At 69.7% G+C, this 20,551-nt stretch carries 17 protein-coding genes; 4 read left to right on the plus strand and 13 right to left on the minus strand.

Features of this window, described 5'->3' with window-relative positions; all coding sequences use genetic code 11:
- Positions 1 to 22: 22 nt before the first annotated feature.
- Positions 23 to 1,087 carry a CobW family GTP-binding protein gene (locus ACFQ6X_RS10730; protein WP_383179101.1) on the minus strand — a complete coding sequence of 355 codons (1,065 nt, stop codon included), beginning with the start codon at positions 1,085 to 1,087 and terminating at the stop codon, positions 23 to 25.
- 22 nt (positions 1,088 to 1,109) lie between these two features.
- Positions 1,110 to 2,273 (minus strand): citrate/2-methylcitrate synthase, encoded by a 1,164-nt coding sequence (locus ACFQ6X_RS10735; protein ID WP_383179105.1) that lies wholly within the window; start codon positions 2,271 to 2,273, stop codon positions 1,110 to 1,112.
- 131 nt (positions 2,274 to 2,404) lie between these two features.
- Here ACFQ6X_RS10735 and ACFQ6X_RS10740 point away from each other — a divergent pair, with 131 nt between their 5' ends.
- Positions 2,405 to 3,757 (plus strand): citrate/2-methylcitrate synthase, encoded by a 1,353-nt coding sequence (locus ACFQ6X_RS10740; RefSeq protein WP_383179108.1) that lies wholly within the window; start codon positions 2,405 to 2,407, stop codon positions 3,755 to 3,757.
- 6 nt (positions 3,758 to 3,763) lie between these two features.
- Here ACFQ6X_RS10740 and ACFQ6X_RS10745 read toward each other — a convergent pair whose 3' ends face one another.
- Entirely contained in the window at positions 3,764 to 4,783 is a 1,020-nt protein-coding gene (locus ACFQ6X_RS10745; protein ID WP_383179111.1) for a LacI family DNA-binding transcriptional regulator, read from the minus strand.
- 186 nt (positions 4,784 to 4,969) lie between these two features.
- Between ACFQ6X_RS10745 and ACFQ6X_RS10750 the strand changes: the two genes are divergently transcribed.
- Together ACFQ6X_RS10750 and ACFQ6X_RS10755 are read left to right on the plus strand one after the other, a co-directional pair.
- Positions 4,970 to 6,643, plus strand: coding sequence for an ATP-binding protein (locus ACFQ6X_RS10750; protein ID WP_383179114.1), 1,674 nt, complete (start codon positions 4,970 to 4,972; stop codon positions 6,641 to 6,643).
- Complete coding sequence (locus ACFQ6X_RS10755; RefSeq protein WP_383179117.1) at positions 6,640 to 7,317, plus strand: response regulator; 678 nt, start codon at positions 6,640 to 6,642, stop codon at positions 7,315 to 7,317. The genes ACFQ6X_RS10750 and ACFQ6X_RS10755 overlap by 4 nt, the downstream gene beginning before the upstream one ends.
- A 23-nt stretch (positions 7,318 to 7,340) precedes the next feature.
- On the opposite strand, the gene ACFQ6X_RS10760 is transcribed toward ACFQ6X_RS10755, so the two are convergent.
- The 6 genes from ACFQ6X_RS10760 to ACFQ6X_RS10785 all read right to left on the minus strand — a co-directional run bounded on the left by ACFQ6X_RS10760 (position 7,341) and on the right by ACFQ6X_RS10785 (position 14,122).
- Positions 7,341 to 8,933, minus strand: a complete 1,593-nt coding sequence (locus tag ACFQ6X_RS10760; protein WP_383179120.1) for a cation acetate symporter — start codon at positions 8,931 to 8,933, stop codon at positions 7,341 to 7,343.
- Positions 8,930 to 9,373 carry a DUF485 domain-containing protein gene (locus ACFQ6X_RS10765; protein WP_383179123.1) on the minus strand — a complete coding sequence of 148 codons (444 nt, stop codon included), beginning with the start codon at positions 9,371 to 9,373 and terminating at the stop codon, positions 8,930 to 8,932. Before ACFQ6X_RS10765 ends, ACFQ6X_RS10760 begins: the two co-directional genes overlap by 4 nt.
- A 131-nt stretch (positions 9,374 to 9,504) precedes the next feature.
- A complete protein-coding gene (locus ACFQ6X_RS10770) occupies positions 9,505 to 10,173 on the minus strand; it encodes a response regulator (protein WP_383179126.1) in 669 nt (222 codons plus the stop codon).
- Positions 10,170 to 11,333 carry a sensor histidine kinase gene (locus ACFQ6X_RS10775; RefSeq protein ID WP_383179129.1) on the minus strand — a complete coding sequence of 388 codons (1,164 nt, stop codon included), beginning with the start codon at positions 11,331 to 11,333 and terminating at the stop codon, positions 10,170 to 10,172. The genes ACFQ6X_RS10770 and ACFQ6X_RS10775 overlap by 4 nt, the downstream gene beginning before the upstream one ends.
- Positions 11,330 to 11,857, minus strand: coding sequence for a DUF1453 domain-containing protein (locus tag ACFQ6X_RS10780; protein ID WP_383179132.1), 528 nt, complete (start codon positions 11,855 to 11,857; stop codon positions 11,330 to 11,332). Before ACFQ6X_RS10780 ends, ACFQ6X_RS10775 begins: the two co-directional genes overlap by 4 nt.
- Positions 11,858 to 11,995: 138 nt before the next feature.
- Complete coding sequence (locus ACFQ6X_RS10785) at positions 11,996 to 14,122, minus strand: type IIA DNA topoisomerase subunit B (RefSeq protein WP_383179135.1); 2,127 nt, start codon at positions 14,120 to 14,122, stop codon at positions 11,996 to 11,998.
- A gap of 433 nt (positions 14,123 to 14,555) precedes the next feature.
- Here ACFQ6X_RS10785 and ACFQ6X_RS10790 point away from each other — a divergent pair, with 433 nt between their 5' ends.
- Positions 14,556 to 14,789, plus strand: a complete 234-nt coding sequence (locus ACFQ6X_RS10790; protein WP_014153643.1) for a hypothetical protein — start codon at positions 14,556 to 14,558, stop codon at positions 14,787 to 14,789.
- Positions 14,790 to 14,895: 106 nt separating this feature from the next.
- Here the strand turns inward: ACFQ6X_RS10790 and ACFQ6X_RS10795 are convergent, their stop codons facing one another.
- The 4 genes from ACFQ6X_RS10795 to ACFQ6X_RS10810 all read right to left on the minus strand — a co-directional run bounded on the left by ACFQ6X_RS10795 (position 14,896) and on the right by ACFQ6X_RS10810 (position 20,535).
- Positions 14,896 to 15,729 carry a S1 family peptidase gene (locus tag ACFQ6X_RS10795; protein ID WP_383179138.1) on the minus strand — a complete coding sequence of 278 codons (834 nt, stop codon included), beginning with the start codon at positions 15,727 to 15,729 and terminating at the stop codon, positions 14,896 to 14,898.
- Between the two features lie 131 nt (positions 15,730 to 15,860).
- The gene (locus ACFQ6X_RS10800) at positions 15,861 to 17,408 is read right to left on the minus strand and encodes an RNA polymerase sigma factor (RefSeq protein WP_329206708.1); all 1,548 of its coding nucleotides are present in this window, start codon (positions 17,406 to 17,408) and stop codon (positions 15,861 to 15,863) included.
- A 324-nt stretch (positions 17,409 to 17,732) separates the two neighbouring features.
- A complete protein-coding gene (locus ACFQ6X_RS10805) occupies positions 17,733 to 18,599 on the minus strand; it encodes a FadR/GntR family transcriptional regulator (RefSeq protein ID WP_383179317.1) in 867 nt (288 codons plus the stop codon).
- A gap of 181 nt (positions 18,600 to 18,780) precedes the next feature.
- Positions 18,781 to 20,535 (minus strand): ATP-binding cassette domain-containing protein, encoded by a 1,755-nt coding sequence (locus ACFQ6X_RS10810; RefSeq protein ID WP_383179141.1) that lies wholly within the window; start codon positions 20,533 to 20,535, stop codon positions 18,781 to 18,783.
- Between the last annotated feature and the right edge of the window lie 16 nt (positions 20,536 to 20,551).

Here is a 20,551-nt window from a genome sequence, read left to right on the forward strand (position 1 = left end):
GGCCGGACGACGCCGGGGCCGCTCAGGCCTCGTCGTCGTCCGGCCGCTGTACGTAGCGCAGGATGCCCCACATGCTGCGCTCGAGTTCTCCGGTGGCGTCCTGCTCCGGCTCCCGGCAGTCGGAGAGCCCCTTGTCCAGCGCCTCCGCGTCGATACCGGAACCGATGAGCACCAGTTGCGTGCTCCTCGGCTCGTCCCGCGTCCACGCCTGCGGGACGAAGCGCAGAAACCTGCCGACGGAGTGCAGGGTGTACCTGTTTCCCGGATCGCCCACGCCGAAGTCGACGTACCCCTTGATCCGGTAGAGGCCCTCGGGCCTGGAATCGAGGAACTCGATGAACCGCCGGGGATTCATCGGCACGTCGGTGGTGAAGGAGACGCTCTCGTACGCCGCGTGCAGATGGCTGTCGTGCTCGTGGTCCGTCTCCAGGAGAAGGTCCTCGAACGTCAGCTGACGTGCGGTGTCTTCACCGTCCGGCCGCAGCACGGGATCGACGAGCAGCTCGGGGTCGATGCGCCCGAACTCGGCGTGGATGACGGCCGCCCTGCTGCCGGCGGTCGCCACCGCCTCCCGCACGGCGTCCAGTTCCGCCGGTGCCACCCTGTCGGTCTTGTTCAGCACGACGAGGTCGGCGACCCCGAGATGGCGGTCGATCTCCGGGTGCCGCTCCCGCGTGGACATGAATTCGGCGGCGTCGACGACCTCGACCAGTCCCCCGTACCGGATGTGCGGATTGTCGCTGGCCAGCAGCATCCGTACGAGCTCCTGGGGCTCGGCGAGACCGCTCGCCTCGATGACGATCACATCGAGCCGGGCGGCAGGCCTGGTCAGCGTCTCCAGGAAGGTGTCGAGCTCGCTCGCGTCGACTGCGCAGCACAGGCAGCCGTTGCCCAGAGAGACCGTCGACCCGACCTGCCCCGCGACGGCCATGGCGTCGATCTCGATGGAACCGAAGTCGTTGACGATCACACCGATCCGGTTGCCGGCCCGGTTGCGGAGCAGATGGTTGAGCAGGGTCGTCTTGCCTGATCCCAGGAACCCCGCCAGGACGACGACCGGGATCTGTGGGGCGCGGGGCGGGGTCAACGTGGGCCTTTCTCGGGGCCGGTCAGGGTGCCGGTACGGGCTGGGGCGGGGGCGTTCCCACATAGCGGGCCGCCGGGCGGATGATCTTCGAGTCCTCCGCCTGCTCCAGGATATTGGCGCTCCAGCCGACCACACGCGCGGCGCAGAAGGTGGGGGTGAACATCTCGCGCGGCAGACCGCAGAGCTCCATGACGACCCCGGCGTAGAACTCCACGTTGGTGTGCAGCTCACGCCCCGGCTTGAGCTCGGCGAGGATGAGCTCCACCTGCCGTTCGACCTCGACGGCGAAGTCGACGAGTGGGCCGCCGAAGCTCTGCGCGATCGAGCGCAGCATGCGTGAGCGCGGGTCCTCGGTGCGGTAGACGGGGTGTCCGAAGCCCATGATCCGGCCTCCCGCGAGGACCTGTTCCCGGATCCATCCGTCGATGCGGTCCGGAGTCCCGATGGCGTCCAGTGTGTCCAGAGCCCGGCTGGGCGCGCCGCCGTGCAGCGGCCCGGAGAGCGCGCCGACCGCCGCGACCAGGCAGGCGGCCACGTCCGCGCCGGTGGACGCCACCACCCTGCCGGTGAACGTCGACGCGTTGAAGCCGTGATCGATGGTGGAGATGAGGTACTGCTCGACGGCCCTGACCCGTGCGGCGTCCGGCTCGGCTCCGGTGAGCATGTACAGGTAGTTCGCCGCGAACGGCAGGTCCTCACGCGGTTCGACCGGTTCGAGTCCCTGGCCGAGCCGGTACAGGGCGGTCAGCACGGTCGGTACGGCCGCGCAGACGGCGAGCGCGTCGCTGCGGCGGCGGTCGGCGCCGATGTCGTACACCGGGCGGAATCCGGCAGAGGCCCCGAGCAGTGAGAGCGCGGTGCGCAGGCCGGCCAGCGGGCCGGAGACCGCGCCCGCGCGGGCGATGGCCGGCAGCGCCTCGCGCACCTCGTCCGGCAGACGGCGCAGACCGGCCGTGCGGGCCGCGAAGTCGGCGCCTGCGGCACGGTCGGGCAGTTCGCCGTGGAACAGCAGGTACCAGACGTCCTCGAAGCTGCGGCTCTGCGCCAGATCGATCGCCGAGTAGTGCCGGTAGTGGTAGAAGCCCTCCCGCCCGCGCACATCGCCGATCGCGGTGTCGGTGACGATCACGCCGGCGAGGCCGCGGGGCACGTCGAGCGGGGCGGTACCAGTCCTCAAGGCAGACATTTCCGGTCTCTCCTCCGACAGTCGATTGAACATTGATTCGACTGTCTATGATTGACTCAATTCATGTCAACATTGATCCAATCAACATGGAGTCTCGATGGATGCCGATGGATATGGATACGGTGGGCACCATGACGCATGAGGCAGCGCGCGAGGCCGGCACGGAAGGCGCCGGGGGCGAAGATCCCGGGGAGGCGCGCAGGCTCACCACACGGGAGACGGCCGAACTGCTGGGAGTGAAGCCCGAGACCGTGTACGCCTACGTGAGCCGGGGACAGCTCAGCAGCAGGCGGGCCCCCGGGGGACGAGGCAGCACGTTCGACGCCGCAGAGGTCGCTGCCCTGGTCCGGCGCACCGGACGCCGGGAGCCCGTTCCCTCCGCGGGCGAGCTGGTCTTCCGTACCGGCATCACGCTCATCGAGCACGACGCGTACTACTTCCGCGGGGTCGACGCCACCGAGCTCGCCCGCATGTACGGCTACGAGGAGGTCGCGGAGTGGATCTGGACCGGCGAGCTCCGCCCGGGCGTGCGTTTCACCGCGCCTCCGGAATCGCTCGCTGCGGCACGGCGGACAGTCGCCGCCCTCCCGGCCCACAGCGGCTCGACCGACCGGCTGCGGGTCGCTGTCACGGCGGCCGCGGCAGCCGATCCGCTGCGGTTCGATCTCTCCCCCCAGGGGGTTCTCAGCAGCGCGCGCGGCCTGATCCCCACCCTGGTGGGCGCATTGCCCGTGGTCGGGGAACAGCCGCATGCCGACAGCCACGACGTGACGGGCGACGCCTCCGCGCCCCTCGCCCGGCAGCTGTGGCCGAGGCTCTCCGGTCAGCCGGCCGACGCGGCGTCACTGGCCGTGCTCGACACCGCACTGGCCCTGCTCACCGACCACGACCTGGCGGCGTCGACGCTGGCTGCGCGGGTCGCCGCGTCCGCGCACGCCCATCCGTACGCGGTGGTCTCGGCGGGGCTGGGCGTACTGGAGGGTCCTCTGCACGGCGCCGCGAGCGGCCTGGCCCACCGGATGCTGTCCGAGGTCGTGGAACGGGGCAGCGCCTCCCCGGTCGTCGCCGACCATCTCCGCGCCGGCCGCCGCGTGCCCGGGCTGGGACACCGCCTGTACACGGGTGAGGATCCACGGGCCCAGGTCCTGTTCGACCTGCTCGAGGACGTACCACAGGCTGCCCGGGCGCTGGCCGCGGCCCGCGACGTGGTCGCCACCACCGCCCGCCACACTCCCCTGCACGCCAATGTCGACCTGGCGCTCGCCGTCCTGTCGGTCGCCTGCGGCATGCCCGCGGAGGCGGGCGAGACGGTGTTCGCCGTGTCCCGCACCGCGGGCTGGATCGCCCACGCGCTGGAGGAGTACACGGAGCGGCCCCTGCGGATGCGGCCCAGCGGGCAGTACACAGGGCCTCGCCCGCCGCAGCCACTGCCCGCGCCGGTCCTGCGGCCCGCACCGCTGCCCCGGGCCGATCCTGCAAATTAGCTACAATCAGCGGGAATTTTCGCGTGGCGGCTGGGCCGTGGAGCCGCGCACCACGAGTTCCGGCTCGAAGAGAAGCTCGTCGGACGGCACCGCACGGCCCGCGATCTGCACCGAGAGCAGCTCCACCGCTGCCCGGCCCATGGCCTCGATGGGCTGGCGGACCGTGGTCAGCGGCGGCTCGGTGCAGTTCATGAAGGCCGAGTCGTCGTAGCCGACGACCGAGACGTCCGCGGGCACGGACAGTCCGCGGCGGCGTGCCGCCCGCACCGCGCCCAGGGCGAGCGGGTCGCTGGCGCAGATGATGCCGGTGACTCCCTGGTCCAGCAGCCGCATGGCCGCGGCCTGGCCGCCCTCGAGCGAGAACATGGCCCTGGCCACCCGCTCGTCCGGCACCGTCGTCCCCGCCTCCTCGGCGAGCGCGCGAGCGGCAGCGAGCTTGCGCTGCGAGGGCACGTGGTCGGACGGGCCGAGGACGAACCCGATCCGTTCGTGACCGAGCGAGACGAGGTGGCGCCACGCCTGCTCGACAGCCACGGAGTCGTCGCACGAGACCCCGGGGAATCCGAGATGGGCGATGGCCGCGTTGATCAGGACCACGGGGATCTTGCGGTCGGCGAGCACCTTGTAGTGATCGTGCGGGGCGTCGGCCTGGGCGTAGAGCCCACCGGCGAACACGACCCCGGACACCTGCTGCTGCAGCAGGAGCTCGACGTAGTCGGCCTCGGAGACGCCGCCCTTGGTCTGGGTGCAGAGCACGGGAGTCAGCCCCTGCTGGGCGAGCGCGCCCCCGACCACTTCGGCGAAGGCCGGGAAGATCGGGTTCTGCAGCTCGGGAAGGACGAGTCCGACGAGCCGGGCCCGCTCTCCGCGCAGTTGGGTGGGGCGCTCGTAACCGAGGACGTCCAGCGCGGAGAGGACGGCTTGCCGCGTGGCGTCGGAGACGCCCGGCTTGCCGTTCAGCACCCGGCTGACCGTGGCCTCGCTGACTCCAACCTTCTGGGCAACCTGAGCAAGTCGTCGCGTCATGAACGCAAGATTAGCGCAAGAACCGCAAGAAGATTGCGCTGCGGTGGAAATCACCGAAACCCATTGCACGCTCACAGATCGAGCGCCTGGAGGCAAGCCCTCCGGCTCAAGCGTTCCGGTGCACCGGCGGAAGATCAACAGGAAGGGATTTCGGGAAGGACCGGAATGCCCTCTACCGTTCATACGATGAGCACCCCACCGACCACCGTCCGGGGACCCCGCCGGTTCGGCTGGCCGAAGCGGGTCTTCTCTCAGGTCCTCCTGATGCAGCTGACCATCATCACCGGTGTCACAGCGCTGGTCACCGGCCTCTTCCTGGCGCCGCTCAGCGACCAGCTCGACGACCAGGCGATGCGCCGGGCCCTCGCCATCGCGCAGAGCACGGCGGCACAGCCCCAGGTCGCCTCGTCGCTGCTCACCACGGCCCCGGCCCCCGACGGCCCCGTCCAGACCGTGGCCGAACGGATCAGGCGGTCCACGGGCGCCGAGTACGTCGTGGTCATGGACAGGCGCGGGGTGCGCTGGTCGCACACGGACACGGCCCGCATCGGCGAAGTCGTCTCCACGGACCCCAGTACGGCGCTCGCGGGCAGGTCCGTGATGGAGATCGACAGCGGCACACTCGGCCGCTCCGCCCGCGGCAAGGTGCCGCTCCGCGACGGGGCGGACCGGATCGTGGGCGCCGTCTCCGTCGGCATCGCCTACGACAGCGTCCGCGCCCGGCTGCTCGCCGCGATCCCGGGGCTGCTCGCCTATGCCGGCGGGGCGCTGGCCGTGGGAGCGCTCGCCGCCTACCTGATCTCGCGCCGCCTCCAGCGGCAGACCCATGACCTGGCGTTCTCCGACATCTCCGCACTGCTGACGGAGCGCGAAGCCATGCTGCACAGCATCCGTGAGGGTGTGGTCGCCCTCGACCGCACGGGACGCATCCGGCTGCTGAACGACGAGGCCCAGCGCCTCCTCGGCCTCGGTCCCGATGCGGCCGGCCGGCCGCTCGACGAGGTCCTGGGAGCCGGGCGGACCGCCGACGTGCTGGCGGGCCGGGTGGTCGGGCACGACCTGGTGACCGTCCGCGGCACCCGTGTGCTGCTCGCCAACCGGATGCCGACCGACGACGGTGGGGCCGTCGCCACCCTCCGCGACCGGACCGAGCTCGAGAACCTCGGCCGTGAGCTCGACTCCACCCGCGGCCTGATCGACGCCCTCCGCGCCCAGGACCATGAACACGCGAACCGGCTGCACACGCTCCTGGGGCTCCTGGAGCTGGAGATGCACGACGACGCGATGGAGTTCGTCACCGAAGTCGTCGGCGTCCACCGGGCAACCGCCGAGCAGGTCACCGAGAAGGTCCACGACCCGCTGCTGGCCGCGCTGCTCGTCGGCAAGACGACGGTGGCCGCGGAGCGTGGCGTCGCCCTGCGCATGGCACCCGGCACGCTCCTGCCGGACCGGCTGGTGGACCCGCGCGGTCTCGTCACGGTCGTCGGCAATCTCGTCGACAACGCCCTGGACGCCGCCGCCGGATCGGTGGACGCCCAGGTCGAGGTGGGCCTGCGGGCCGACGGCCGTACGGTGGTCCTGCACGTGCACGACAGCGGACCCGGCATTCCCCCGGGCAGCCATGACTCGATCTTCATGGAGGGCTGGTCCACCAAGGAGCCCCCCGCCCACGGCAAACGCGGGCTGGGCCTGCCGTTGGTGCGGCGGCTGGCGGAACGGCAGGGCGGCAGCGTGTCCGTGTCGGATTCCCCGGAGGGCGGGGCCGTGTTCACGGTCGTCCTGCCCGAGGCACTCGGGGAACGGGCCCCGGACGGCATGGCGACACCCGCGCGACCGGCAACGGCAGGAGAGACCCCGTGATCGAGGTCCTGATCGTGGACGACGACATCAGGGTCGCGCAGATCAACGCGGCGTACGTCTCCAAGGTGCCCGGCTTCCACGTGGCAGGCCAGGCCCACTCGTCCACCGAGGCTCTCGCCCGGATCGGTGAGACACCCATCGACCTGATCCTGCTCGACCACTACCTGCCGGACCGCAACGGTCTGACCCTGGTGCGGGAGCTGCGAGCGCTCGGCCATCACACCGACGTGATCATGGTGACGGCGGCACGCGATGTCGCGACCGTTCAGGCGGCGATGCGCCACGGAGCCCTGCAGTACCTGGTGAAGCCGTTCGCGTACGCGGGGCTGCGCACCAAGCTGGAGGCGTACGCGGCCCTGCGGCACAGCTTCGAGGGCGGCGGCGAGGCCGAGCAGACAGAGGTGGACCGGCTCTTCGGCGCCCTGTGGGCCACCGGGGAGTCCGACCTGCCCAAGGGGCACTCGCCGACGACCGCCGAGCTGGTCCGCCAGGCCCTGCGCACCGCCGACGGGCCCCTCTCCGCGCAGGAGATCGCGGAGAGCGCCGGAATGAGCCGGCAGACCGCCCAGCGGTATCTGAAACTGCTGGAGCGAACGGGACGGGTACGGCTGTCCCTGAAGTACGGCGAGACGGGCCGCCCCGAACACCGGTACACCTGGGCTTCGGGCACCTGAACCAGCGGCAGGAGCGGAACGCCTCAGGCCGCTCCCGCGCCCGTCAGCGACCGGACCTCGGCCTCCGCGTGCTTGGCCGCGTCGGGCGGCTCCGTGGAGGTGACCGTGCCGATCCAGCCGGCCAGGAAGCCGGTCGGGATGGACACCAGCCCCGGGTTGTCCAGGGGGAAGAGCTGGAAGTCCACGCCCGGGAAGAGCGAGGTCGGGCTCCCCGAGACGACCGGCGAGAGCAGGACGAGCAGCACCGCGGGAATCAGCCCGCCGTAGACGGCCCAGACCGCCCCCCGCGTGGTGAAGTTCCGCCAGAACAGCGAGTAGAGCAGCGCCGGAAGGTTGGCCGAGGCCGCGACCGCGAAGGCCAGTCCCACCAGGAACGCGACGTTGAGATCCTGGGCGAGGAGTCCCAGCGCGATCGCGACGACGCCGATGCCCGCTGCCGCCGTCCTGGCCACGGCCACCTCACTGCGCTGCTTGGACCCCCGGCGCCGGAACGAGGCGTAGAGGTCGTGCGCGACGGAGGCGGAGGAGGCCAGCGTGATCCCGGCGACGACGGCGAGAATGGTCGCGAAGGCGATGGCTGCGACCACGGCGAACAGAACCGTGCCCCCGGTGGATCCTTCGCCGCCTCCGAGAACGAGTGCCAGGAGCGGGACCGCCGTGTTCCCCGAGGCGTTCGACGCCCGCACGTCCGCCGAGCCGACCAGGGCGGCCGCTCCGAACCCGAGCACGATCGTCATCAGGTAGAAGCTGCCGATGAGTCCGATGGACCAGACGACGGAGCGCCGGGCCGCCCGGGCCGTGGGCACGGTGTAGAAGCGCGACAGAATGTGCGGCAGACCGGCCGTGCCGAGCACGAGGGCCAGGCCCAGGCTCATGAAGTCGAAGCGTGCCGTCCAGCTTCCGCCGTACTTGAGTCCGGGCGAGAGGAAGTCCCGGCCGTGGCCGCTGCGGTCGGCGGCCGTGTTGAGGAGTGTGTTGACGTTGCCGTGGAAGTGCACGAGGACGAGCACGGTGAGCGCGAGAGCGCCGGCCATCAACAGGACGGCCTTGACGATCTGGATCCAGGTCGTGGCGCGCATACCGCCGAGCGACACGTAGATCACCATGAGCGCGCCGACCCCGACGACGGTCCAGGACCGGGCGGTGTCGCTCGTCCCCCCGAGCAGGAGCGCGACGAGGCTGCCCGCACCCACCATCTGCGCCACCAGGTACAGCACCGAGACGGTGACCGACGAGGTGCCGAGCGCTGTGCGCACCGGACGCTCCGCCATGCGGGCGGCAACCACGTCGGCGAGAGTGAACCGTCCGCAGTTGCGCACGAGTTCGGCGACGAGGAGCAGGACGACCAGCCAGGCGACGAGGAAGCCGACCGAATAGAGCATGCCGTCGTAGCCGAAGAGGGCGATCAGCCCCGAGATCCCGAGGAACGAGGCGGCGGACATGTAGTCGCCGGCGATGGCGAATCCATTTTCCATGGGCGAGAAGAGCCGCCCGCCCGCATAGAACTCCTCCGGCGATCCCTGCCTGTTCCGGCTCACCCAGGTGGTGATGCCGAGCGTCACGGCGATGAACGCGCTGAACAGCAGCAGCGCCAGCGTCTGGTGGTCCCCGCTCACCGGTCGATCCCTCTCGTCATCTCCTGGGTGTCCCAGCGCAGTTCCAGTGCGGCGCGGTCCCGGCGCAGCCGGGCATGTCGCGCGTACGCCCAGGTGAGCAGGAACGTGGTGACGAACTGACCGAGCCCCGCGACCATCGCCACGTTGAGCGCGCCGACGACCGGGCGCGCCATCAGGTCGTGTGCCGTGGTCGCGGCAACGACGTAGGCGAAGTACCAGAGGAGGAAGGCGACCGCCGCGGGGACCACGAACCTCCGGTAGCGGCGGCGCACTTCGCGGAAGGCCGCGCTCTGCTGCACCTCGAGATAGATGTCGGCAGCACTGTGGTTGTGCTGTGGCGGCACGGACCCGGGCGGCCCGTCGGGCGCAATGCCTCCCGTACCGTCCAGCTCACCCCATCCGGGAGCCAGCGCGTCGTACCACGGGTCGTCGAGCCGCACTGATGCGACTTTCGGCCCTGCTTCCTTCTCCACCCGAACAACTCCCTTGTCCACGAGCCTTTTCGGTCGCGTAGCCAAGAATGGGCAGATCAGGAAGATCCCGGGCACTTCATTCGCCCGGCTTCACCATTTCAGGTGACGGAAGTGCCGGGCGGGTGTGCGAGTCCCCGCCCGTACGCATAGCGCACGGCCTGTGCCCGGTCACGCGCTCCGGTCTTGGCGAAGAGGTTGTTGATGTGGGTCTTCACCGTGGCCTGGGAGATGTGCAGCGTGCGTGCGATCTCCGCGTTGGACAGTCCCCCGGCGATCAGGACGAGCACCTCGGCCTCCCGCGGGGTGAGCCCGTCGGGCAGCTCGGAGGGCACCGGGGGCCCTGTCTCCGCGGTGACGCGCTCCAGCAGCCGGCGTTGAACCTTCGGCGAGAGTCCGGCCTCGCCGGACAGCACCGCCTCGATGGCCTGCACGATCTCCTCACCCCGCGCGTCCTTGGTCAGATAGCCTCGCGCGCCTGCCTGCAGCGCGGTGAACAGAGAGTCGTCGTCGGCGAAGGTCGTGAGCACCACCACCTGGGTGCGCGGATATTCCTTGCGGATCCTGCGCGTTGCCTCGACGCCGTCGCAGCGGGGCATCCGCAGATCCATCAGGACCACATCGGGCGCCTTCTCGGCGACGAGCGCAACCGCCTCGTGCCCGTCCTTCGCCGCACCGACCACCTCGATGCCGGGCAACAGCCCCAGCAGCATGACGATGCCTTCGCGCACGATTGCCTGATCATCGGCGACCACCACCCGCGCGCTCACGCAGGCACCCAAAGATTCACCACGAACCCCTCCTCGCCCGGCCCTGCCTCCAGCGTCCCGCCGATCAGTTCGGCACGCTCCCTCATCCCCAGCAGACCGTAACCGGAGCCACTGACAGCGAGCTCTCCCGCCGAGCTGCGTCCGCCGGAGTCCCGCACCTCCAGGGCGACGGAGTCCGGCAGATACTCGAGCCGGACCAGGACCGCAGCCCCCGGAGCGTGCTTCCGGGCATTGGTCATCGCCTCCTGCGCGACCCTCCGCACCGTCTGGGAAGCATCCGCGGCCAATGGTCTGCACTCCCCCGCGACGAGCACCTCGGCAGCCTCGCCGGCCACCAGCTGACGCAGGAAGTCCTCCACCGGCGTCATCTCCCCTCGCAGTGCGGACAGCGCCTGGCGCGTCTCTGCGAGGCCCTCACGCGCCATGGAGCGCGCTGCGACGACTCGCTCCAGCACAAGGTCGCGGAACTCCCCCTCAGGCTCTCGTTCGATCAGCAGCCGGGCCGCCTCCAGGTGCACCAGTTGCGCGGAGAGGCTGTGGGCGAGCACATCGTGGATCTCACGGGCGATCCTGGACCTCTCGGCCAGCGCGGCCGTCCCGGCCTCAGCCACCCTCGCCGCCCGCTCCTGGGCGAGGAGCCGCTTGGCGCTGCCCCGGGCCTCGGCATCGAGTCGCAGGACGTATCCCCCCAGGCACAGGCTTCCGGTGGTGATCACCGTGGTCAGCCAACCGTCGCTCTCCACGATCGCGTAGGCGGCGAGAGCCACAGCGGTGAGTGGAACGGCGGCGGAGAGCGGGAGCCGCTCCAGAGCGGTGATGGCGCAGCCGCACCACAGCACAACGGCAAGGGCTCCGGCGCCCGCCTCCTGCGCCCCGAACGCCGCGGCCATGAGCAGCACCAGGAGTGCCAAGGACGGCCACAGACGATGCGCCAGGGTGCTCCGGAAGAATGCGACGCCCGCCACCGCGCAGCCGGCCACTCCCACCGGAAGGACCGCGATCTGCCAGGGAGCGAACCCTCCTTCGGCGAGAGTGCGCCAGAGGAGGCCGACGAGCACAGCGGTCCATACGAGGAGTCCGATGGCGGCCCGCGGGCGTGTGTGCGCGGCTCTGGCGAGGGCCTCCTTGGACGGCCAGCTCGTCCACGTGCTGCGGTTCACGCGTGCCCCTTCCACGCGGCATGTGCGGGCTGCCACGGCATCGCGCCGGCCGGACCACCGTGCGACGCACGCAGACTCCGGGCCCGCAGGCTCAGCACTCCGCTGCGCGCGAGCAGCATGGCCGCGAGCGACATCGTGAGAGCGGCTGCCCCCTGGTGTATGCCCAACAGCACCCCGGCACCCGCCAGTGCGGCGCGGATCGTGAGGCCTCCCGCCCACACCAGGACTGTGCCCCTGGTGCCCCTGCTCCACACGGAGCCGTCCGGATCGCGCCACAGCCGGGCCGTCCAGCCCCAGCCGGCGCCGGTGACCAGCCCCACCACGAGCCCCGCTCCGAGGATCAGTGCGGACAGTGCCTCGTGGTGCGGATCGAGGGCTCCGTCGTTGCGTGCGGAGATGATCAGCAGGATCCCCGGCAGGACCCACCACCGCTTGTCGTCGCCGATCCGCTGCGCCGTGAACTGGCGCACGACGACGAGCGCGACGACCGCGGCGATCACCAGAACGTGGAAGAGCGCGGACATGAGTGCCTCCGACGGGCGGGAAGGTTCGAGGCCTTCGACGCTACGGAAGCACGCGGTTCAGCGGATCGGCTCAGGGGTTGAGCGTGGGTGGAGAAGCTGTCTCCACCCACGGGTGGACCCGGTCGGACGTGGACCCGGTCAGACGTCGATGCGCGAGCGGTCGAGCGTGGCCGCCGAGCTGGTGATGAATTCCTTTCGGGGCGCGACCTCGTTGCCCATCAGCAGATCGAAGACCTGCTCGGAGGATTCGAGGTCACCGATGTTGATCCGGCGCAGTGTGCGGTGGCGCGGATCCATCGTGGTCTCCGCCAGCTGGTCCGCGTCCATCTCACCCAGGCCCTTGTAGCGCTGGATCGAGTCCTTGTACCGGACGTTCTTGCGCTGCAGCTCCAGCAGCGTCTGCCGCAGCTCGTTGTCGGAGTACGTGTAGATGTACTTGTCCTGGCCCTTCTTGGGCTGGACGAGCTCGATCCGGTGCAGCGGGGGCACCGCCGCGAAGACCCGCCCGGCCTCGACCATGGGCCGCATGTAGCGCTGGAAGAGCGTGAGCAGCAGGCACCGGATGTGGGCACCGTCGACATCGGCGTCCACCAGCAGGACGATCTTGCCGTAACGCGCGGCGTCGATGTCGAAGGTCCGTCCGGACCCCGCTCCTATGACCTGGATGATGGCGCCGCACTCGGCGTTCTTGAGCATGTCCGAGACGGACGACTTCTGAACGTTGAGGATCTTTCCGCGGATCGGCAGCAGCGCCTGGAACTCACTGTTCCGGGCGAGCTTGGCGGTACCCAGCGCCGAGTCTCCCTCCACGATGAAGAGCTCACTGCGCTCGACGTCGTCGCTGCGGCAGTCGGCGAGCTTCGCCGGCAGGGAGGAGGACTCCAGTGCGGTCTTACGGCGCTGTGCGTCCTTGTGCTGGCGGGCGGCGATCCGCGTGCGGGCGGCTGCCACCGCCTTCTCCAGTACCGACCTGGCCTGGGCCTTGTCGTCACGCTTCGTGGAGGTCAGGAATGCCTTGAGCTCCTTGGCCACCACATTGGCGACGATCCGGTTGGCCGCCGAGGTGCCGAGCACCTCCTTGGTCTGACCCTCGAACTGCGGCTCCGCCAGCCGTACGGTGACGACCGCCGTGAGGCCCTCCAGGGCGTCGTCCTTGACGACGTCGTCCTCGGCCACGCGCAGCAGCTTGGCGGAGCGGAGCACCTCGTTGACCGTCTTGGTCAGGGAGCGCTCGAAGCCCGACACGTGGGTGCCGCCCTTGGGAGTGGCAATGATGTTGACGAACGACTTGACGTTGGTGTCGTACCCGGTGCCCCAGCGCAGCGCGATGTCGACGCCCAGCTCGCGGGTGACCTCTGTCGCCGTCATGTGGCCGCGGTCGTCCAGGACCGGCACGGTCTCCTTGAACGTCCCCGTTCCGGTCAGGCGCTGGACGTCGCAGACCGCCTTGTCCTGGGCCAGGTACTCACAGAACTCGCTGATTCCGCCGTCGAAGCGGAACGTCTCCTCCGTCTTTCCCTCGCCGTCGATGCCGCGCTCGTCCCGTACGACGATGGTCAGGCCCGGCACCAGGAAGGCCGTCTGCCGTGCTCGCTGGTACAGCGTCTCCAGGTTGAGCTTGGCGTCCTTGAGGAAGATCTGCCGGTCCGCCCAGTACCTCACCCGGGTACCGGTGCGGTTCTTCGGGACCCGCTTCCCCTTGCGCAGCCCGTTCGACGGATCGAAGGGACTGTCCGGCCCCTGCTCCGTGAACATGCCCGGAACGCCACGCCGGAAGCTGATCGAGTGGGTCGAGCCGGTGCGGTCGACCTCCACGTCGAGCCGCGCGGAGAGCGCGTTGACCACCGAAGCGCCCACGCCGTGCAGGCCGCCCGACGCCGCGTAGGAGCCACCGCCGAACTTTCCGCCGGCATGGAGCTTGGTCATGACGACCTCGATGCCGGAGAGCCCCGTCTTGGGCTCGACGTCGACGGGGATACCCCGCCCGTTGTCGCGGACCTCGACGGAGCTGTCGTCGTGGAGGATGACCTCGATGCTGTCGCAGTAGCCGCCGAGAGCCTCGTCGACCGAGTTGTCGATGATCTCCCAGAGGCAGTGCATGAGTCCGCGACTGTCCGTGGACCCGATGTACATACCGGGGCGCTTGCGGACCGCTTCGAGCCCCTCAAGAACGAGAAGGTGCCGCGCGGTGTAGTTGGAGCTGTCCCTGTCTGCGCCGCCTGCTCCGGTCAGCAGCGCAGTGGACGGCACGGAATCGGCGGTCACGCGGTTCGCTCCTCGCTGAATTTCATTTGGGGCCCAGTGGGTAACGGGCTCGGCCTCGGTAGCCGCTGAGAGCCTACCGAGGCCTGGTAGAGCGGTTGTAACGCCACCCAGGGGGAATCATTATGCTAGTCCAGCCTCGCATACGCGTTCGATCACTCGTTGGAGTGACATGCACATCACGTTCCCTTCGAGGCATGAACCATTTAGGCTCCGGGCACGTCCTCATGAACAACCGGCAAGCCAGCCGGCGGACCCACCCACCGCAAGCAACGCGAAACCGTAGCGCTCCGCAATACGGCACATTCGCCGCCAACCGGCAACAGACAGCCATCTTGAGAAGAAGTTTCGAAGAAAAGCCACGAGCGGGAACGTTTTCGGCCTGGTTGGATGTTGACCCTGGTACGACAGCTCGTCGAGCTAGAGAAGAGGCGACGTGACTACTGTTCTGACCCCCGCGAGCCCGCTGACCGCAGCTGACCGCTGTGACCGTTGCGGCGCCCAGGCATATCTGCGCGTCGTCCTGATCAGCGGCGGTGAACTGCTCTTCTGCGCCCACCACGGACGCAAGTTCGAGCCGGAACTCAAGAAGATCGCCGCGGAAATACAGGATGAGACAGATCGGCTCACCGCCGTACAGGCAAGTGCAGCCGACGAGGAACAACACTGACACCTCGCATCCACGACGAGCCAGGGGCCTGTCCAGGACCGGCCGACGGGCGGCTTCCCCTACGAGGGAAGCCGCCCGTTCTCGTACGTCCGGGGTGTTCGATCGGTCAGTCCTGACCGGCGGCCATCCACCGGATCGCCGCGGAGACACGCGTGTACACACCGGGGCTCCCCGGGCTCCCGCAGCCGCTGCCCCAGGAGACCAGGCCGATGAGCCGCCCACGGGCCACCAGCGGACCTCCTGAGTCGCCCTGGCACGCATCCCGCCCGCCGGCCGTATCACCGGCGCAGAGCATCGATGAGGCGTCGTACGTGCCGTGCAGGCCGCCGGGGTAGGCGCGCGCGCAGGCACTGTCCGGCAGCACACGTACCTGGGCGGCGTGCAGGACCGACGCGTAGGCGCCGTAGCCGGTCGTGTCCCCCCAGCCGTACACCTTCGCACCGGTTCCCGGCTCGTATGCGGCGCTCCCGGCTCCGGCCATAGGGATGACGCTGCTCGCCGGCAGCTTCCCCGCCAGAGTCAGCACTGCCAGATCGCCGGCGTTCGTGCGCGGGTCGTAGCCGGGATTGATCCATGCGGTACGCACCGGGATCTCCTGGCCGCCGGGTCCGCTCAGCTCGTCCCGGCCAGCGATGATCCGCAGATCGCGGACCTGGGAGACGCCGACGCTCAGGACGTCCTGCCTCAGGCAGTGCGCGGCCGTCAGCACCTTCGCGGGCGCGATCGCCACCGCACCGCAGAACTGACCGTCGCGGGTTCCTCCGAACCGGTCACGGCTGGACAGTGCCACGGTCCAGGGACTGTCCGCGATGCGGGCCGGACGGCCGCCGACAACAATGCTGTCCGCCACGGCAGGGGCCTGGGGGGCGAGAGGTATCACCGCCGCAACAGCCGCCAGGGCAAACGCCACGGGCACGGCACGGACGACAAAGCGGGGCATGAAGACTCCTGACTCCGGGGTGAACGTTGCCCACTCAGCGTCATCCGCACCGCAGCCGTCCGCACCCGCACACGGACGCGGGGCCCGGAACCTGAGTAGGTTCCGGGCCCCGCGTCGTGTCTGTCGGCGATCTAGTCGAGGTAGTCGCGCAGCACCTGGGAGCGCGACGGGTGACGCAGCTTCGACATCGTCTTCGACTCGATCTGACGGATGCGCTCGCGCGTCACGCCGTAGACCTTGCCGATCTCGTCCAGCGTCTTCGGCTGACCGTCGGTGAGACCGAAGCGCATCGACACGACGCCCGCCTCACGCTCGGAGAGCGTGTCGAGCACGGAGTGCAGCTGCTCCTGGAGCAGCGTGAAGCTGACCGCGTCGGCCGGCACGACCGCCTCGGAGTCCTCGATCAGGTCTCCGAACTCGCTGTCGCCGTCCTCACCCAGCGGGGTGTGGAGGGAGATCGGCTCACGGCCGTACTTCTGGACCTCGATGACCTTCTCAGGGGTCATGTCGAGCTCCTTGGCCAGCTCCTCCGGGGTGGGCTCACGGCCCAGGTCCTGGAGCATCTGGCGCTGCACCCGCGCGAGCTTGTTGATGACCTCGACCATGTGCACCGGGATACGGATGGTGCGGGCCTGGTCGGCCATGGCGCGGGTGATCGCCTGACGGATCCACCAGGTGGCGTACGTGGAGAACTTGTAGCCCTTGGTGTAGTCGAACTTCTCGACCGCGCGGATCAGACCGAGGTTGCCCTCCTGGATGAGGTCCAGGAAGAGCATGCCGCGGCCGGTGTAGCGCTTGGCCAGCGAGACCACGAGCCGGAGGTTGGCCTCCAGCAGGTGGTTCTTGGCCCTGCGGCCGTCCTCGGCGATGATCTCCAGCTCGCGCTTGAGCTTCGGCGCCAGCTTGTCGGAGTTCGCCAGCTTGTCCTCGGCGAACAGACCGGCCTCGATGCGCTTGGCGAGCTCGACCTCCTGCTCGGCGTTGAGGAGGGGAACCTTGCCGATCTGCTTCAGGTAGTCCTTGACCGGGTCGGCAGTGGCGCCGGCGACGGCGACCTGCTGGGCAGGTGCGTCGTCCTCGTCGTCGTCGGAGAGGACGAAGCCCTTGTTCTCGCCCTCGCCCTCCTCTTCGTCGCCCTTGGCAGCCTTGACTTCCTCGGCCGCCTCGTCGCCGTCGAGGAGCTCCTCGTCCTGCTTGCCGGCCTTCTTCGCCGCGGTCTTCTTGGCCACGGTCTTCTTCGCGGCAGTCTTCTTGGCCGCTGTCTTCTTTGCGGCGGTCTTCTTCGCAGGGGCGGCCGCGGCAGCGTCGTCAGCCGCCGGGTCCACGCCTTCGGCCGCCGGGGCGGCAGTGGCCGCGACGGTCCGCGTCACGGCGGTCTTGGCGGCGACAGTCTTGGTGGCGGTGCGCTTGACCGGGCTCTTCGCTGCGACGCTCTTGCGGGCGCGCTTCGGCGACTCCGCGGCACTGACCATCAGCGTCACACCCTCTTCCTCGAGGATCTGGTTGAGGCTGCGCAGAACATTCTTCCACTGGGTTGGCGGAATCTGGTCAGCCTCGAAGGCCCGACGCACGTCGTCGCCGGCGATCTGCCCATCAGCCTTTCCCCGCTCGATGAGCGCCATCACAGACTCGGACTCGGCGATCTCCGGCGGGAGCGTACGGGATGTGCTGGCCGACACGAACAACCTCTCGGAACGATGGAAACGGCTTCCGGCCCGGCCCTGGAGAGAGCTGGAACCGACGACCGGCGGCTGGGGATGTTGCCGACGGCGCGGGCTTGGCCTCAGAACTGCACAGCGCACTACGTGGCTGCTGTATTCCTTCCGCGGCGGTCACCTCTTAAGTCATCGCACTGTTTCGAGGAGTGTTACGCCCAATCCGCGTGGCCCGAGTCACACCTCATTAGCGACAAACGTAGCCAGAGGTCATATCTCCGTATAATTATGCCGCCGGACCATGAGGGTCCGGCGGCACACGGTTCTCATACCCCGGCAGTGCGGCGGTCAGTGCTCGCGCGGCGCGGGAACCACCCGCTCCACGTCCAGATGGACGACGAGCAGCTGCCGCATGGCGGCTTCGGCGCCGGCCGAGTCACCCGACGCGAGCGCCTCGACGATGCGCGCATGGTGGCCGAGCGACACTTCACCGGGCCGGTCACAGCCCGTGACGGGGCCGCCGGAGACCTGCAGGGCCGCCGAGACGATCCCGGAGAGGTGCTCGAGCATGCGATTGCCCGCCGCCTGAATGAGCAGGGAATGGAACTCCGCGTCGGCCCGGGAGAAGGTGATCGCGTCCGCCTGCGCCATCGCGTGCCCCATGATCTCGATCATGTCGCCGAGCCGCTGCTGGATGTCCTCACGCCCATGCCCCGCGGCGAGCCGGGCGGCCAGCGGCTCGATCGTCCAGCGGAGCTCGGCCAGCTCCCGGCGCTGGTCGTCGCGCTGAGGACCGAAGGCCCGCCATTCGATGATGTCGGGATCCAGAAGGTTCCAGTCGCTGACCGGCCGGACACGGGTGCCCACATTGGGCCGGGCGCTGACCAGCCCCTTGGCCTCGAGAACGCGCAGGGACTCCCTCACAACGGTGCGGGAGACCTCGAATCGCTGACCGATCTCCTCCGGAACAAGCGGCCGGTCGGCACCGAGGTCGCCGGAAACGATCATCTGGCCGAGCTGCTGGACCAGTTGGCCATGGAGCCCACGGCCCCGGCTGGCCGTGCCGCGCCGGCCCGCCCGCCCGAATTCGGAATCCGCACCGCCCCAGGAACGCAGCGCGGCGCGCTCGCCGGCCGGCGCCTCCCCGTAGGGGTATCGGTCGAGTTCGCCCGGGCCGGCGAGGCCGGAATCGGCGGAGCGGGCGGCGGTCATCATGGTGTGCGCAAGGGTACTCACGCATCCTTTGTCGGCGTGGCTCAGCCGACCCTTGAGGTCTTTGGTGAAAAGCACACGAAAGGGTGATCGGCACCCACCTCGCAATTGACGCCTTATCGGCTGAAATCGCACATTTTCGGGAGAGTTGCCCACGCCCTGCCTCCAGGACGAATCTTCACGATCACCAACGGGCCCTTCCTCGAAGGCTGGTGAACACATACGCGCAGATGAGGGCGGACAACGACAAGGAAAGCGCTACTCCCACGGGCTGGGTCACCACGCGCACGGCGGCCATCGCCCACCTGTCCGTTTCGTAGGGCCATTGCAGCCAGGCGAGCTCCCGCAGCCTGCTCGGGAGTCCGACGATCGAACGGGCGGACGGACCCGAGAGCAGCCACTGCACGAGGGGAACGACGAGGACCGGGACAGCGAGGACCGCGGCAACTCCGGCGCCCGTCAGTCGAAAGACACCGGCCGCCAGCAGCCCCGCCCAGGCGCAGCCGACCGCCAGACCCACCCAACTCGCTGCCAATTGCGCGGCGTTTGCGGGGACCTCGACCAAGTCGCCGCCGTAGACGAGACGCAGGGCCTCGGCGTCCGCGAGCACGGAAGCCGTGGCCAGAAACACCGCCACGCCTGCGGACACAGCCAGCTTGGCGACCAGGAGACCGAGGCGGCGCGGGACGGTCCCGCGACCCGCCGCGAGTGCCGGGTAGCGGAACTCGTCGCCGAAGGACAGCGCACCGAGCAGACCCGCGCCGAACGCGGCGGGAGGCAGAGGCAGCAGGTCGGGCCAGGCAACCAGCAGATCGGGCAGGGGCGTCCGGCCCGAGCGGGCCAGCAGGACGGAGAGCCCCACGGAGGCAACCAGAACGGCCGCCATGATCATGGTCGTTGTCCGGACGCCCAGGAGGCGGCGCAGTTCGTAGCGCAGAGGACGCAGGGGACCCCGGGCGGGGCGTACGGGGATCGGCGGGGGGAGCTCCGAGATCGCCACGGACGAGGCGGGCCTCGGTACGGCTCGCACACCGGCGCCAGCACCGGCGGCAGAAGCGGACACCGGACCCGTGTCCCCGGTCTCGTCGGCGAGTTGGTGCACGGGAACGCCGTGCCGGTAAGCCGTGTCACCGATCTCCGCACAGCTGCTGCCGTACACCGACAGTCGGTTGCTCTCCTCGGCGACCACCTCGACGGAACGCTGAGCGGCCCTCGCCTCACGCCTGACCACCGATGCCAGCCTGGCCGCATGCGGAGTCCGTACAGCGACGCGGGGGCGGAGTCTGGTGCGGGAGAAGTCGGCGACGTCCTGGTCGGCGACGAGGCGCCCGTCATCGATGGTCACGACGCGGTCGGCGGTGCGGGCGGCCTCCTTCGGATCGCTGGTGGTGTGCAGGACGGTGCCGCCCTCGCTCGCGTGCGCGCGGAGCAGCCCGTGCAACCAGCTTCTCTCCCGAGGGGAGAGTCCCTCGGCGGGGTCGTCGAGAACGAGCGTGTGCGGGTCGCCGAGCAGTGCCGACGCGAGGCCGAGGCGACGGTCCATTCCGACCGAGAGGGTGCCGAGGCGCTGATCCCCCAGTCCGGCGAGACCGACGACTTCGAGCAGGTCGTCGGCTCGTGACGCGGGGACGCCGGCGGCGGCGCAGAGCATGCGGAGCTGTCCGCGGGCGGTCCGCGCGGGATGGCCCGGTACGTCGCCGAGCAGCACGCCGACCTCGCGGGCGGGATGCCCGATGCGGTGCAGGGGCCGACCTCGGAAGTAGGTAACTCCTCGCCCGGAGTCGAGCTCGAGCATCAGACGCAGAGCAGTGGTCTTACCGGAACCCGGAGCGCCGAGAAGTGCGGTGACGCGGCCGGGCGGGGCTTCGAAGGTCAGGTCGTCCACAGCGGGGGAAAGGTCGCGGCGGGGGGTGCTGGTGAGTCCGATGGCCTGGAGCATCGCTTCTCTCGCGGAG

Origin of the sequence: Streptomyces sp. NPDC056452, assembly GCF_042796085.1 — a bacterium.
Classification (GTDB): Bacteria; Actinomycetota; Actinomycetes; order Streptomycetales; family Streptomycetaceae; genus Streptomyces.